This window comes from Bradyrhizobium sp. KZN70725 (assembly GCF_055264925.1).
This window is the reverse complement of record NZ_JBUYWT010000103.1, coordinates 1-12,758: the sequence shown is the minus strand read 5'-3', so window position 1 is coordinate 12,758 and position 12,758 is coordinate 1. Positions and strand designations below refer to the sequence as shown.

19 protein-coding genes are annotated in these 12,758 nt (G+C 61.1%); 11 read left to right on the top strand and 8 right to left on the bottom strand.

The genetic code is table 11. The annotated features are described in order from the left end of the window. Nucleotides 1–234, top strand: a 234-nt coding sequence (locus ACZBJS_RS40720; protein WP_463440187.1) for a hypothetical protein, incomplete at its 5' end; no start/stop codon positions are given. A gap of 304 nt (nucleotides 235–538) precedes the next feature. Here the strand turns inward: ACZBJS_RS40720 and ACZBJS_RS40715 are convergent. Then, nucleotides 539–1,657 carry an alpha/beta fold hydrolase gene (locus ACZBJS_RS40715; protein WP_229191209.1) on the bottom strand — a complete coding sequence of 373 codons (1,119 nt, stop codon included), beginning with the start codon at nucleotides 1,655–1,657 and terminating at the stop codon, nucleotides 539–541. A gap of 312 nt (nucleotides 1,658–1,969) precedes the next feature. Here ACZBJS_RS40715 and ACZBJS_RS40710 point away from each other — a divergent pair, with 312 nt between their 5' ends. From ACZBJS_RS40710 to ACZBJS_RS40685, 6 genes are all read left to right on the top strand, one after another. Next, nucleotides 1,970–2,440, top strand: coding sequence for a nuclear transport factor 2 family protein (locus ACZBJS_RS40710; RefSeq protein ID WP_057019035.1), 471 nt, complete (start codon nucleotides 1,970–1,972; stop codon nucleotides 2,438–2,440). Between the two features lie 60 nt (nucleotides 2,441–2,500). After that, nucleotides 2,501–2,761, top strand: a complete 261-nt coding sequence (locus ACZBJS_RS40705; RefSeq protein WP_028336038.1) for a hypothetical protein — start codon at nucleotides 2,501–2,503, stop codon at nucleotides 2,759–2,761. Nucleotides 2,762–3,039: 278 nt separating this feature from the next. Beyond that, a complete protein-coding gene (locus tag ACZBJS_RS40700) occupies nucleotides 3,040–3,474 on the top strand; it encodes a nuclear transport factor 2 family protein (RefSeq protein WP_026193357.1) in 435 nt (144 codons plus the stop codon). Nucleotides 3,475–3,729: 255 nt separating this feature from the next. Continuing rightward, complete coding sequence (locus ACZBJS_RS40695) at nucleotides 3,730–4,671, top strand: hypothetical protein (RefSeq protein ID WP_316396107.1); 942 nt, start codon at nucleotides 3,730–3,732, stop codon at nucleotides 4,669–4,671. Between the two features lie 155 nt (nucleotides 4,672–4,826). Next, entirely contained in the window at nucleotides 4,827–5,249 is a 423-nt protein-coding gene (locus ACZBJS_RS40690) for a hypothetical protein (protein WP_016841371.1), read from the top strand. Nucleotides 5,250–5,635: 386 nt separating this feature from the next. Continuing rightward, entirely contained in the window at nucleotides 5,636–5,776 is a 141-nt protein-coding gene (locus ACZBJS_RS40685; RefSeq protein WP_167350365.1) for a hypothetical protein, read from the top strand. A 107-nt stretch (nucleotides 5,777–5,883) separates the two neighbouring features. On the opposite strand, the gene ACZBJS_RS40680 is transcribed toward ACZBJS_RS40685, so the two are convergent. The 3 genes from ACZBJS_RS40680 to ACZBJS_RS40670 all read right to left on the bottom strand — a co-directional run bounded on the left by ACZBJS_RS40680 (nucleotide 5,884) and on the right by ACZBJS_RS40670 (nucleotide 7,149). Then, nucleotides 5,884–6,027: a hypothetical protein gene (locus ACZBJS_RS40680; RefSeq protein ID WP_016841369.1), complete on the bottom strand. Its 144-nt coding sequence runs from the start codon at nucleotides 6,025–6,027 to the stop codon at nucleotides 5,884–5,886. Between the two features lie 172 nt (nucleotides 6,028–6,199). Beyond that, a complete protein-coding gene (locus ACZBJS_RS40675; protein ID WP_463440186.1) occupies nucleotides 6,200–6,682 on the bottom strand; it encodes a MaoC family dehydratase in 483 nt (160 codons plus the stop codon). A gap of 8 nt (nucleotides 6,683–6,690) precedes the next feature. After that, nucleotides 6,691–7,149, bottom strand: a complete 459-nt coding sequence (locus ACZBJS_RS40670) for a MaoC family dehydratase (protein WP_057019033.1) — start codon at nucleotides 7,147–7,149, stop codon at nucleotides 6,691–6,693. A 318-nt stretch (nucleotides 7,150–7,467) separates the two neighbouring features. Here ACZBJS_RS40670 and ACZBJS_RS40665 point away from each other — a divergent pair, with 318 nt between their 5' ends. Then, a complete protein-coding gene (locus ACZBJS_RS40665) occupies nucleotides 7,468–7,764 on the top strand; it encodes a DUF4282 domain-containing protein (protein WP_028340592.1) in 297 nt (98 codons plus the stop codon). A gap of 152 nt (nucleotides 7,765–7,916) precedes the next feature. Continuing rightward, complete coding sequence (locus tag ACZBJS_RS40660) at nucleotides 7,917–8,063, top strand: hypothetical protein (protein ID WP_162832441.1); 147 nt, start codon at nucleotides 7,917–7,919, stop codon at nucleotides 8,061–8,063. A 163-nt stretch (nucleotides 8,064–8,226) separates the two neighbouring features. Here ACZBJS_RS40660 and ACZBJS_RS40655 read toward each other — a convergent pair whose 3' ends face one another. Then, on the bottom strand, nucleotides 8,227–8,907 hold the full coding sequence (locus tag ACZBJS_RS40655) for a ParA family protein (protein WP_028336032.1): 681 nt from the start codon (nucleotides 8,905–8,907) through the stop codon (nucleotides 8,227–8,229). A gap of 34 nt (nucleotides 8,908–8,941) precedes the next feature. Between ACZBJS_RS40655 and ACZBJS_RS40650 the strand changes: the two genes are divergently transcribed. After that, a complete protein-coding gene (locus ACZBJS_RS40650; protein WP_256521274.1) occupies nucleotides 8,942–9,076 on the top strand; it encodes a hypothetical protein in 135 nt (44 codons plus the stop codon). Nucleotides 9,077–9,089: 13 nt separating this feature from the next. On the opposite strand, the gene ACZBJS_RS40645 is transcribed toward ACZBJS_RS40650, so the two are convergent. Both ACZBJS_RS40645 and ACZBJS_RS40640 read right to left on the bottom strand, forming a co-directional pair. Next, a complete protein-coding gene (locus ACZBJS_RS40645) occupies nucleotides 9,090–9,416 on the bottom strand; it encodes a hypothetical protein (protein ID WP_018273595.1) in 327 nt (108 codons plus the stop codon). Between the two features lie 378 nt (nucleotides 9,417–9,794). Further along, nucleotides 9,795–10,088 carry a hypothetical protein gene (locus ACZBJS_RS40640; protein WP_375162575.1) on the bottom strand — a complete coding sequence of 98 codons (294 nt, stop codon included), beginning with the start codon at nucleotides 10,086–10,088 and terminating at the stop codon, nucleotides 9,795–9,797. A 746-nt stretch (nucleotides 10,089–10,834) separates the two neighbouring features. Here ACZBJS_RS40640 and ACZBJS_RS40635 point away from each other — a divergent pair. Next, nucleotides 10,835–12,142, top strand: coding sequence for a tyrosine-type recombinase/integrase (locus ACZBJS_RS40635; protein ID WP_463440185.1), 1,308 nt, complete (start codon nucleotides 10,835–10,837; stop codon nucleotides 12,140–12,142). Between the two features lie 526 nt (nucleotides 12,143–12,668). Here ACZBJS_RS40635 and ACZBJS_RS40630 read toward each other — a convergent pair. Next, the coding region (locus tag ACZBJS_RS40630; protein ID WP_463440188.1) for a transposase domain-containing protein at nucleotides 12,669–12,758 on the bottom strand (90 nt) is incomplete at its 5' end.

Genomic DNA, 12,758 nt, shown 5'->3' with positions numbered 1-12,758 from the left:
CTAAAACGCAAGAAAGCGAGGTCCAATACCCCGCTTTCCTGCAAAATCGAATACTACATCAAGACCAATTCTGCTTATTTCTCAAGTCAATCCGCATTCTTCACGGACGACGATTTCATGATGCGGCTCCAATGCAATGCTGCCGCATCAACGGCGCAGCGGCACCGCCGGTTCCGGGAAGACGAGCGGTTCACCATCGACCGCGCCGCCGGCAAGGCGGCGCCGTCGGATTAGCTGTTGTCGAACGCACCGCGACAGCGAGCCGGCGCGATTTCACCGGCCGGCCCCGGAGGAGCTCAAGGCCTCGTGGCCGGCGTCGACGCCGGCTCACCGTCGCGCGGTGCGCGCTCGCATGATTTATTTGGAGACAACCAGGGCGGCGACGGCAAGCGGCATGGTGTTTCTCATACGGAACTCCTCATTGCGGATGCGTCGCCCACGCCGAACCAACCGGGCGCGCGAGCGGAGGTTTCATTAACTCGCGGACAGCTGCCCGCCGCATGCCTCCACGTCTGCGAGACGCGGCCGGTTCAGCCGATCACTCCAGTTTCTTGCCGCCGTCGGTCACGCCGTCGAGGAACACGCCGGTTTCGCGGTTGAGAAACTCGACATCCGCCGGGAAGAAACCGCCGGCCGAGGCGTGGCCGGTCACGGTGCCCGGGCTGATCGTCTTGATGGTCACGCCTCCGATTTTCTGGCCCATCTGGTTCGGCTCGAATTCGGGATTGAGCAGGTCCTTGGTGCCGGTGAGGATCAGCGTCTTCGCCTTGATCGACGCCAGCGCCTTCGCGGTGTCGCCGCCGAACCCGGCCGTGGTGCCGACATCGTGCCGGTCATAGGCCCAGCTCTGGTAGATCCAGTCGTTGGCGTCGAACAGCTTCCACAGCGCGGTCTCCTGCTCGGCCATCCAGGGCAGCACGTCGGGGCCGGACTTGAACTGCGCCGCATACATATCGGGCGTGCGCGCCGCGAGCAGCGCGACGATATCGCGGAACAGCTTGAGGCCCTTCTCCGGCGGCGCCTCGTAATTGCCGTCCTTCCACGCCGGATCGTTCATGATCGCCTTGCGCGAGGCCTCCATCACCGCGACCGACCAGGCCGGCGTCTTCGCAAGCGGCACCATCGCAACCAGCGCGTCCATGAAGTCCGGATGGCTGACGCCCCATTGCAGCGCCTGCATGCCGCCCATCGAGGGGCCGACCACGGCGACGACATGGTCGATGCCGAGCTTCTCCTTCATCAGCCGATACTGCGATTCCACCATGTCGCGGATCGCGAATTTCGGAAACTGCATCCGCGGCTGCGCCTTCGAATTGCTCGGCGACGTGGTCAGCCCGTTGCCGATCGCGTCGGTGCAGACGATGAAATACTTGTCGGGGTCGAGCGCCTTGCCGGGGCCGATCATGAAATCGAGCCGGTGATGATTGCCCGAGATCGCGGTCACCATCAGGATGGCGTTCGACTTCTTCGCGTTCAGCGTGCCGTGGGTGACGTAGGAGATCGAGAAATCCTTGATCGCCTCGCCGCTCTCGAGCTTCAGGTCGCCTTCGTTGTAGAGCTGGTGGGCAGGCTGCTGCGGCGTGTGTGCGAAGGCGGGCGGGATCGCCGGGCATGCCAGCAGCGACAGGATCGCGGCGAAGTGGGTGATGCGCTTCATTGGTCTCTCCCCATCGGGGCGGCTCTGTTCGGCCGCCTTCCGCCGCGAAGCATACGGGCCGGCGGCGCCGCGGCAAGGCCGCGGGCGCGAAGATTTAAGCGGCGCAGGCGCGGAATAAACCGCCGCCTGCACCGCGACAGCCGCCCGTCGTCGCATTGCGCGAACCGGCGCGCCGCATGCATTTTGCGCCACAATGCACGCGCTGGTTGCCGAACCTAATCGCGTCTCGCGCGTCAAACATATGTTGTTTGATTGTGGAATGCTCCGGTTCACAATGCCGGGCCAGAGCGAGTCGGACCGGCGGAGTCGATCATGGGCGAGGATTTGAACCGGCAGCGCGTCTTGAACTTCCTCGACGTTTATTATGCCGGCGGCATCGAGGGCGCGCTCGATCGCTGCAGCGACGACGTCGCGTTTCTCGCCAACGCCCCGATCGACATTCTTCCGCATATGGGCCAGCACCGCGGCAAGGCCGCGCTGCGCCAGATGTGGACCACGATCCACGAGCGCTATTCGGACATGCGCTATGAGGCGCCGATCGTGGTGACCCAGGGCGACAGGGTCGCCGCGCAGCTGCGCGTGTTCTTCCGCAAGCGCAACAACGCCCGCGTGGTGCAGTTCGATGTGGCGGTGTTCTACACGCTGCGCGACGGCAAGATCACCGAGATCCGCGAGATCATCGACACCTTCGACCTCGTCCAGCAGGTGCTGGAGCGCGACGTCGCGGCGGCGCTGACCGGGCACGACGACATCGTGCAGGCAAATTCGCAACGCCGGCGTTGAACCTCGACAGCCCGGCGCTGACTTATTACCGGGCTTGTTGCGGTCGGGGCTGAAATCACCATGAAAATCGCATTGCTCGCTGTGCTTGGCCTGGCGCTGGGCGCCCTTGGCGGCGCCGCCTTCGGCATCGGAGCCGGGCTTAGCTGGATCGGATTGGCTAGAACCTCTGGTATCGACAGCGGAACGCTGGTGTTTTTCACCTTCATGCCGCTCGGCGCCGCGATCGGCGGCATCGGCGGCGCGCTGCTGTTCGCGGTGGTGGCGATCCGCGACGCCGAGATCGTGATCGAGCGGCAACCGGTGCGGCAGCGCGACCGCTGAATTGCGGCGACCGGAGCGTTTTCGCGCGAAGCCTGCCCCGCACGTGAGTGGATGCCGGTTCGCATCAAAAAAGCGCGTCGGAACCAGAATCCAGAGGTCGGCGGTCACATTCGGGTAAAATTCGGCGCAATTGTGCATTGCAAAAAAGTCATTTGCGTTTTTGCCGTTCGGCACTATTTCAGGCCGCAATAGCGATGTGCAGCAACCTGGCAAGGCGTCGGCGCTGACCCCCTGCCATCCGTTTGCGTTTGAAAATCCAGTTTCAGGACAAGGCCAAAATGACAGAGCATAGTCTCTGGCGTTTTTCGCGCGCATTGCATCGCGCGATCAACGAACGCCAGCTTGCAGATATCGAGCCGCTGCTCGACGACGAGGTCGAATGGTCCATCTATGGGCCGATCGACCTGTTTTCCTTTTTCGGCGCGCGCCGCGGCAAGGCCGCGGTGCTCGAGGTGATCCGGCAGATCGGCGAGAACCTCAGGGTTCACCGCTTCGACCGGGAACAGATCATGCTCGGCGTGGATTCCGCAGCCTCGATGCTGCGCTATTCGCTGACGGCACTCGACTCCAACAAGCCGATCTCGCTCCGGATCGCGCATTTCGCGCAGTTCAGGGCCGGCAAGCTGACGAGCTTCCGCGTGCTGGTCGACAGTTTCGACCTCGTCGAGCAGACCGTCGGCTACCCGATCCATCTGCCGCGCATCGCGGTCTGACGGCCTTTCGATTTCACGCCTTCGTCATGTCCGGGGCGCTAAAGCGCGAAGCGCGTCTTCGCGTTCAGGCGCCCCGGCAGCGGCGGCCTGTTTTGCCAGCCCCGAACGGCCGCGCTCGGGACGCGCCGCGCGAACGCGCGGCGCGTTTGTCCCGGACATGACGATCACGCGTTGATCACTTGCTTTCAGAGCGCCGATGCCACAATTTTGCGCCACGGCAATGCATGCTGCGGCTCTGGAATTTGCGGGCTGGGAATGACTTTCACATTACGATTTGGCTGGGCAAGGCTGCAGGTGCTGGCAGCCGGCTTCAGCCTGGCGATGGCGCTGTCGGCCGGCGCGCAAACCCCGCCGTGGCAGATCGCTCCCGCCGCCCAGGATAGCGCAGCTGATAACGCCGAGGCTGCGGCCGACGAGGAGCCGCCGGCGGCCAATGCCAATGACGCCGACATCCTGAAGGACATCGACGAGAGCAAGCTCGACTGGAGCCAGCTCGACACCGATTCTACGAGCCTGCCCACGCTGGCGCCGAAGCGTGCGGCGAGGCCCGCCAGCATCGCCGGCAAGGATCCATCCTGGTCGACCAACAACAACGCCAACGGCTCGTCGGCGGTGTCGGTCAAGCAGTCGATCTCGCCATTCCTCGATACCCGCATCGGCGCCGACATGACGGTCGCAAGGCAAGGCACGATGACGACGTCGGAGCAATTGTCGGAGCGGCTCGCCAATGGCGGCAGCCTGCCGCAGTCCGGCGGCTCGGCCTGGGCCGCGATCTCTACCGGCGGCGTGGCCTCGATCTGGGACAAGACCTCGGTCGAGGCGCGGGTCGATCCCTCCGCCGACCAGAGCAAGGTCGGCACCTCCTTGAGCAAGTCGGTGCCGCTGTCGGAGCAATATTCGCTGACGCTGCAGAACGGCTACAACCTCATCCAGCAGGGCGTGGTCCCGGTGCCCGGCATCATCAACCACTCCTCGCGCAGCTACGACACCGATCAGTCGGCGAGCCTGTCGGTTAACGACACCGGCACCAGCATCACGGCAGGCCAGATGCTGTCGACCTCCGACGACCGATGGCTGCGCCGGATCGGCGCCGAGCAGAAGCTGTTCGACGGCGTCACCGTCTCCGGCTCGGTCGGCGAGACCTCCCAGGGCACCACCAACAAGAGCATCAGCGCCGGCTACAAGCGCTCATGGTGAACGGTCTGTTAGCTCTATCGCGCTAAATGATCAGGCATTGCCGCAACTTGGCCCAGATGCGGTCAAATTCGGCGGCACTGATAGGTCCGTAACTTCATCAATTCGTCGTGCGGGGGACAAGCCGCGCTTCGCCATTGCGAACAAGGGGAAAGCCGATGAACGCCACCAACCGTACCGAGGAAGCCGAAGTCGAAACGACGTCCGAGGTCGACACCAACCTCGCCGCCGTCTCGGAAGTCGAAGCCGGCATCCGCGACTTCGTGCGCAACGATATCGCCTATCTGCGCCGGCCGGTGGCGAGTCCGGAGACCGCGCCGACCGACACCAACACCGATGCCACCGTCAGCAACGTCAATTCGCTGATCCAGCGCGTCGCCGGCACCTCGCTCGCCGAGATCGAGAAGCTGATCGGCGAGCTCGAGAGCCTGCGTGACCTGCTGCATGCCGAGGGCCAGCGCGTCCAGCGCGAGATCTCCGGCTATGCCCAGCTCAGCCAGGCCGCGATGAAGTCGACGCGCATGATCGCCGACAACGTCTCGCAGTGGAAGCGCGCCGCCGACGGCCTGCGCAACAGCTGATACTTCAGTTTTCCAAACTGATCGCCGCCGCCTCCTGAACGGGGGGCGGCGGCTTCGCTTTGCGGCCTGATTCAGCGCAGAACGATTCGTTATTCAGCGCGGTGTAAACTCCGCGACGTCAATTTTTTGCAGAAGCCGATTTGAACTGGGGATGTCGAGCCCGCGTCCAATCCGGAATTCGCGTCCGGACCGCGCCTAGTGTGCTGAATGCGAAGTTCGTGCGATTTCGCGGCAGCCACTTTCACGAACTTCGCATTCATAAAGCACACTAGAATCAAAGGTTTGCTAGTGTCCTTATCGAATCCGAAGTTCGCTCCGAAGGTGCGGCAAATGATGCGAACTTCGGATTCGGGACACTAGCCGGGCATCCATTTGGAGACGAAGTCATGCAGAGCGTCCGGCCGGATAACGCCGCCGATCCGATTCCGCTGCGCCAGCCGCAGCAGGGCATCGGCACGATCATGATCCGCTTCATCGGCATCCTGGCAGCCGCGACGGTCGTGATGGTGCTGATCTGGAATCGTTAGACTGAAGCTTGGAAGAAATGTGACGCAGCCTGCCGACAGATCACATTGAAAAGCGCAAATGCACGCCACCTGCGCTCCCTCGAGCGCCGGGAGTTACAGACGGTCAATCAGCGGTCGATGCTCGCGGTGGTCTCGAAGGAATAATTGCCGTCGGCAAAGCCCTTCACGACCATTCCGGTGGCCAGCATCACCACAACCGTTACCGTCGCGAAGATAATGCCGACGAGTTTCAGCGCGCTGCGATCTGCCATGGTATCCCCAGTCATTCTTGCCAGATGTCCGTGCCCTCAAACCATAAGGCAGGGACAAAGGTTCAGAATGCGTTAGCAAAAACTGAGTTCCACGCAACGCACAACTGCGTCGGCAGCAGAAGTCATTCGCTAACCATGGCGTCCGGGCAACATCAGAGGCGCGCGGGCAACATCAGGAACCGGGATTCCGCCGCGGCACGAAAGCGGTGGCGAGGAACGAGAACACCACCTCGTTGCGCTGATTGACGCCGGCGTTGCGGGCCTGAAGGATGCCCCATTCGGGCCGCTTTTCGGACGTGCGCTTGGTCTCGACCTGGTTGGTGAAGCTGATGGTATCGCCCGCCAGCACCGGGCGGATCCAGCGCAGTTCGCGGAAGCCCGGCGAGGGCCCCCAGACCGCGACCTCCTCGCCGCGCGCGGCGGCTTCCGCGGCGAGCCGCTTGCCGTCGGCGACGAGCAGCTTCATGCAGACGCTGGCGACATGCCAGCCCGATGCGGCGAGCCCGCCGAACAGCGAGTTGCGCCCCTCCTCCTCGTCGAGATGGAAGCGCTGCGGATCGAACTGCGCGGCGAACCGCTTGATGTCCTCGGGCGTGAAGGTGAAGGAGCCGAACTCGCGCCGCGCGCCGATCTCGATATCTTCAAAAAAGCGCATGACCTCTCCTATGCGCTCGCGCCGTCGCGGCGGCTGACGATGATCGGCGACTCCATCTCGCACAGCATCTCGCCGCGCGCGTTGCGGATGGTGCCCTTGAAAGTGACGATGCCGGTCTCGGGCCGGCTCTTCGAGACGCGCGCCTCGACGACGTCGACATCCAGCGTCAAATCGTCGCCCGGACGCAGCGGCGCCACCCAGCGCATCTCGTTGACCCCGGGCGAACCGAGCGAGGCGGTGCGGCCGATGAAGCCGTCGAACAGCATCCGCATCATCAGCGAGCCGAGATGCCAGCCCGAGCCCGACAGGCCGCGGAGCATGGATTTCTTCGCCGCCTCCTCGTCGAGATGCATCGGCTGCGGGTCGAATTCGGCGGCAAAGGCGAGGATCTCCTCGCGTGAAACATGGCGCGGGCCGAACGTGCCGAAGCGGCCGGGCTTGAAGTCTTCGAAGGTCAGCGTGGTCATTGGGTGAGGATATGCCGGAGGGAAGCCCGATTGTGGCCGTTATTTGCGGCAATCACAATCGGCCCACTCGCATAGCTCGCCCCTGGACTGCCGGCGCCCGGTCCGGGGCTCGCCTTTGGCGAGACCGAATGGGCTTCTGCGGTATCGATCCCTCTGGTCGCGGAGGCGCCTGGCGCCGTCCCGAACCATTGGCCCGGCGAAAGCCTCTTCCCGACGGACGCCTGCGGCGCAGGCTCCCGGGATGAAGTGATCACGCCGGCGGTCACGCAGTAGGATGAACGAGACGCGAATCATATTCGGCTGGCCGGGAGAACCATGATGTTCGATTTCCAGGATCTGTTTCAGTGGGACCGCTTCATCACGCCCACGATCATCAAGACGTTCTACTGGCTGGTGATCGCGGTCATCGTGCTGTTCGGGATCTCCGGCATCCTGTGGAGCCTCACGGCGATGGCGATCAGCCCGTTCGTCGGATTCATCCAGCTGCTCGCGTCGATCGCCAGCGTCTTCGTCGGCATCGTGTTCTCGCGCATCGCCGCCGAGTTCATCCTGATCGTATTCCGGATCAACGAGCATCTCGGAGCGATCCGCGATCGGGACGGAGCAATGCACTGAAGCGAACGGCACCCGGCCGAACGCGACCGACCGGCGGGGCTGTGGTTAATCCGAAGTAGCACCCGCGCGCAAATGCCCGCGAAATTCCGACCAGGATCTTAAATCCGCTCGCGTACAGCCTTCCGCATTGCCAAGACCAGCGCGGGGGCGTCGTGAATTCGAGGAATGGGTTTGTTGCCGTGAGGCCGGGTGCCGAGCCGGGCTTTACGACCGAGGATATTTTATGGGCTGTCGGCATCTGGTCGGTGATCCTGACCCTAGCGCCGGTGATCGTGTTCTATCTGCTGATGGTGGCGTGAGGGCATCCCCTCCGTCATTCCGGAGCGATGCGTGAGCATCGAATCCGGAATCTCGAGATTCCGGGCTCATGCTTCGCATGCCCCGGAATGGCTCCAATATTCTCGACGACAAAAAACGCGCGGGAGCCGCGCGTTCTTTCCATTTCAAACCAAAACGGCGTTGTTACGCCGCCTGCTTGTGCATCGTACCGGACGCCGACGCCGTGCCGCGGATCGCCTTGATCGAGCGTTCGATCGCGGCCCACAGCCGATTGATCTCGGCGGCGGCGCGGCCTTCCGCATAATATTCGCGGGCGCCTTCGCCCTGGCCGAGCGCCATCAGAAGATCGGCGCGGTTGGTGATCTGGCCGCTCCACACCGGAGCGCGGAATTTCGCCAGCGCCTCGCGCGCGATCGCGACGATGCGGCTTTCGGCGCCGTCACGCTGCGCGGGCGCACCGTTGATCACGACGGCATAGGGCTTGCGCATCGAGCGGCAGGTCTGGATGGTTTCCTGCACGGCGTTGACGTCGAACACGCCGGGCCGCGCCGGAATGATCACCATCGTGGCGTTCTTGATGGAGTCGTCGACCACGGCCGAGAGGTTCGGCGGCGTGTCGATGAACACCCACTCGATGCCGTCACGCTTGGCCTGGGCAATGATCCCGCTGACCGAGTTCACTGCCGTCTTGATCGCCGGCTCGTTGGTGCCGCGCAGCTTGTGCCAGAGAGTCAGCGAGCCCTGCGGATCGGCGTCGATCAGCAGACAGGGCTTCGTTGCCTTGTGCACTTGCGCGGCGAGGTGAGCAGCCAGGGTACTTTTTCCCGAGCCCCCCTTACGCGAAGCGAAAACAATCACGTTCATACGTTGGCCTCCAGATTGACCCCAGGAGGCGAAAATGAATCAGCACGCTGATTCGCGAAAGAAAAAATTTCTTGCAATCCGCAAAGTGGCCAAGATTACCGGTGCGTTTTGCTTTTTGAGTCACACCGAACTTATGACGCAACCGCAAATGGAAGCCCTAAGCGTTTGATATGACTCGGTGCCTAGCGTTTTCCGGCAGCTTTCGCGCGCTCGCGCTCGATCCACTTGCGCTCGATCCAGCCGAGCAATTGCGCGGTCGGTTTCTGCAGGAACGGAACGTCCTGCGCGAACAAAAGGAGTCCGAGCGGCAGCATCCAGAGTCCGAGCACCGGCAGGAAGCTGAAGATGCCGCCGATGATCAGGAGGATCGCGAGCGGAATCCGCACATAGCGCGACGACGGCTTGCGCAGCCACGCGACGAAGCGCGCCGGCTTTTCCGGCAGCTTGGCTTCGAACCAGGCGAAGTGCCGATCGATCTCTTGTTTGTAGTATTCGCTCACGCGTCCCACTCCATCCGTTCCACAAGCGGAACAGATTTGGCTGACAATACAAGCCCCAGAGATGATGCTGCATGACAGCGTCACAAGGCGTCAGTCTGTCGCGCATCGCAACCTTGAAATCGCATGGAGGCGATCCACCGCGCGATGAGATTGCGTTGACCGCGATGGCGCTGCGCTCCCTCTCCCCGTTCTTACGGGGAGAGGGTTGGGGTGAGGGGCTGTCTCCGCGTGGATGGCGATAGTTGCGCTTGTGGAGACTCCCCCTCACCCGGAACGCATCTGACGATGCGTTCCGACCTCTCCCCGCACGCGGGGCGAGGTGAAGCGCACAGCGGTCCGCTCGACGAGAATGCGCCAAGTTAGCCGCGTGCGCGCGATGGGAATCATTTAGTGGGTGGACTTCTTCGCCCTGTGCGATTTGGCGGCCTTGTGCTTGGCAGCACGCCGTTCCACGCGCTCGCTCGCTTCACGCGGCTCGGGACCACCGCGGAAGAACACCCGGCAGGCCGGCGAGAGCTGCGCCTTGTTCCTGATCATGCAGGCCGTGATGCGATCGACGTCGGGAATCTCGGGGCCGCAAAGCCTGAACGCATCCGGCGTACAGGCCTGCTGCTGGTCTTGCGTATAGGCCTCACTTCGGCCCGGCAGCAGCAGCGCCGCAAGAGCGATGCTTGATATCAACGCAAACGAAAAACTCCTTGAACAGGCGATCCCCATGCATCCCCCCAAAGGTGTCACTAGGCGTCGTTAAGGCGTCGTGTCAGTCAGTTTGGGTGACGGGACGGAGAAGTGCAAGCGGACGCGGTGACACGCCGGGCGACAAGGGCGAGCGACCTTGCGATGGTCCGATCTTGCGATGTCGCGCTGAATGATCTTGCGGATGGTACAGTTGGGTGGGCTCGAACCACCGACCTCCTGTTCCACAGACAGGCGCTGAGTTTCCAAAACAGCTTAAACCTCTCACAATCAGCGCCACTCGGTTAGCTTCTTAATCCATAAATTTCAAGATATTCAATACCTTCAGGCCAAGAACCCCAGAGGGCCTAGGCCAAGGTCGCACTTCGACCGTCCTATCACTGTAATACTCAAGTATTCATGTATATTTCTTCTCCTAACGAACATTATTTCGCTCAATATCTCTTTTGAAGCCAAAACTGCCTAGCTTTATCTCTTTTGAAGCCAAAACTGCCTAGCTTTAGGTCGCACTAGCCACCTTACGTTGGTTCATTCAACTCCGATAATACCCCTAAGTAGCTTAAGTTATTTGTGTATTTACTTTTTATGCCTCACGATCATCTGGAATTATTGCTCAAATTACTATCTTCTTTTCTACCATAACCTTCGGGTATACTTCATCTTTTACTTGACCCTGATCATGAGATGTCTATACTCCGTCAATATTCAAATGTTTGCTGTCGAGGGTATCCATGGCCATAGGGAAGATCACACTTCGGCAGGTCAAAGCCCTCTCCCTCCAGGCGCAGCAGCAGGGCAAAGCCCTCTATCTCTGGGACACCGAGCTTCAAGGCTTTGGATGTCATGTCTTCCCATCTGGGAAGGTGTCTTGGCTGCATCAGCACTGGGAAGGAGGCCGAGGAGGCAGACCTCGCCGCATCGTCTTCGGTTCCCTGCCCTCAATGAAAGTCCCTGCTGCCAGAACAAGAGCCGAGAAGCTTCGTGTCCAGGTTTCTGACGGCATAGATGTGCTTTCCAGGAAGGCTGAAAGACTACAGCTACAACGGCTGGCTCTCGCTGCACCGACGGTCTCTGAAGCCATTGACCAGTACTTGTCTGGCAAGCCCACAGAGGACGACAAATACTGGAAAGAGAAGAAGGCGATCTTCGACGGCATCCCCAAGCTATGCGCTCAGCTTAGCGTCCCGGCCCTTGGTTCATCGAAGCTCAAGGACGTAACCAGAGCCGACATCCGCAAGCTCATTGACGCCAAGCTTGACGATCAGCTTCCGGGCGCAGCCAGGGCCTTGCACGCTGGACTGAGAGCTTTCTTCGGCTTCTGTGTCCAAAGGGACATGATCGCCAAATCCCCCATGGATGGGCTCCTGTGTCCGTCTCCAGTGCGTCGTGACCGCATCCTTACCGATCAAGAGATCAAAGCCCTATGGTCTGCGGCTTCTGGCATGGGCTATCCGTTCGGACCCATCTACCAGCTCCTGCTACTGACAGCTCAGCGTCGTGACGAGGTCTCCGGCATGGCATGGTCAGAGATCGATATCGATAACGCCCTCTGGACGATACCTTCAGCCAGGACGAAGAACGGAAAGGCCCACATCGCTCATCTGTCCCCGCAAGCTGTGACCATCCTACGCTCACTGAAGGCTAGGGCCGCAGAGCAGGCTCAGCTTGCGGTCTCCGAGAGCGAGGAGAACGAAATTGATCTAGCCCCTTCGGGAAGTGACGTTTCACAACTTGTCTTCACCACGACTGGAGAGACCTCTGTCTCAGGCTTCAGCAAAGCCAAGACATCCATCGATAAGTTGATGCCGGAAAGCACGCCTCCATTTCGCATCCATGACCTCCGTCGTACGGCGGCGAGCGGGATGGCGAAGCTAGGTGTATTGCCCAACGTGATCGAAAAGGTCTTGAACCACAGCAGCGGCGTGAACGGCGGATTGGTTGGCATCTACCAGCGTTACGAGTACATGAACGAACGCAAGGCGGCGCTTAAGGCTTGGGGAGCAGAGGTTCAACGTCTGACTGAAGCTAAACAACCTTGACGTGCTATAAGAAATCTGTCATACTATAGACGAATCCTAGGGCATTATTCATGCCCTACGCTGATCAGTCAGCTTCCTCCCAATCCTCTCTCTTATCCAAACGTAATCAACGTGAGCAAGCTTGGCTTGCGAACAGCTAGGATACGATTGCAGTCTCACTGAGACGTCTTTCCGTCCAAGCTACCTTTCCTCCCCTAATCATCCAAACGCACCAGACCAGCTGTAAAGCCCCTTCTGGCTGCCTTTCATTTCCTTTCCCTTTCCAACCAACCTACAGAATTTGACTGACAAACAATTTGCCGTCTCCGGCAACTGGGCGCTTGCCAGCGATGGCATTCAATGGGTCCTGCAGCGGAGCCGCCACAAATATGACCGCCTAGAGTGGCGTCCCGTTTCCTTCGTCCGATCCGAGAAACACATTCTGGCTCGGTGTATGCGTGAACAAGGAACGCCACCAGAGGACGCCCAGCGGCTCCTAAACGAATTGCCCGAGAGCTTTCAGGAAGTAAGCGGCAAGCTGAGGCCGTCAGGCTGCGTGGTTCCATGGCATAAGCGCGTCGATTTGGCTGCTCGGCCAGCCGTTGGCGATACGCTGAAGTGTTAAGGCGAGCCAGGC

What these genes read in the sequence shown, in the direction of transcription:
- ACZBJS_RS40705 (WP_028336038.1), top strand. Translation starts at nt 2,501, where the DNA reads ATGAAAATCGCATTGCTCGCTGTGCTTGGCCTGGCGCTGGGCGCCCTT.
- ACZBJS_RS40635 (WP_463440185.1), top strand. Translation starts at nt 10,835, where the DNA reads ATGGCCATAGGGAAGATCACACTTCGGCAGGTCAAAGCCCTCTCCCTC.
- ACZBJS_RS40695 (WP_316396107.1), top strand. Translation starts at nt 3,730, where the DNA reads ATGACTTTCACATTACGATTTGGCTGGGCAAGGCTGCAGGTGCTGGCA.
- ACZBJS_RS40665 (WP_028340592.1), top strand. Translation starts at nt 7,468, where the DNA reads ATGTTCGATTTCCAGGATCTGTTTCAGTGGGACCGCTTCATCACGCCC.
- ACZBJS_RS40650 (WP_256521274.1), top strand. Translation starts at nt 8,942, where the DNA reads ATGAATCAGCACGCTGATTCGCGAAAGAAAAAATTTCTTGCAATCCGC.
- ACZBJS_RS40675 (WP_463440186.1), bottom strand. Translation starts at nt 6,682, where the DNA reads ATGCGCTTTTTTGAAGATATCGAGATCGGCGCGCGGCGCGAGTTCGGC.
- ACZBJS_RS40685 (WP_167350365.1), top strand. Translation starts at nt 5,636, where the DNA reads ATGCAGAGCGTCCGGCCGGATAACGCCGCCGATCCGATTCCGCTGCGC.
- ACZBJS_RS40655 (WP_028336032.1), bottom strand. Translation starts at nt 8,907, where the DNA reads ATGAACGTGATTGTTTTCGCTTCGCGTAAGGGGGGCTCGGGAAAAAGT.
- ACZBJS_RS40680 (WP_016841369.1), bottom strand. Translation starts at nt 6,027, where the DNA reads ATGGCAGATCGCAGCGCGCTGAAACTCGTCGGCATTATCTTCGCGACG.
- ACZBJS_RS40710 (WP_057019035.1), top strand. Translation starts at nt 1,970, where the DNA reads ATGGGCGAGGATTTGAACCGGCAGCGCGTCTTGAACTTCCTCGACGTT.
- ACZBJS_RS40700 (WP_026193357.1), top strand. Translation starts at nt 3,040, where the DNA reads ATGACAGAGCATAGTCTCTGGCGTTTTTCGCGCGCATTGCATCGCGCG.
- ACZBJS_RS40670 (WP_057019033.1), bottom strand. Translation starts at nt 7,149, where the DNA reads ATGACCACGCTGACCTTCGAAGACTTCAAGCCCGGCCGCTTCGGCACG.
- ACZBJS_RS40690 (WP_016841371.1), top strand. Translation starts at nt 4,827, where the DNA reads ATGAACGCCACCAACCGTACCGAGGAAGCCGAAGTCGAAACGACGTCC.
- ACZBJS_RS40715 (WP_229191209.1), bottom strand. Translation starts at nt 1,657, where the DNA reads ATGAAGCGCATCACCCACTTCGCCGCGATCCTGTCGCTGCTGGCATGC.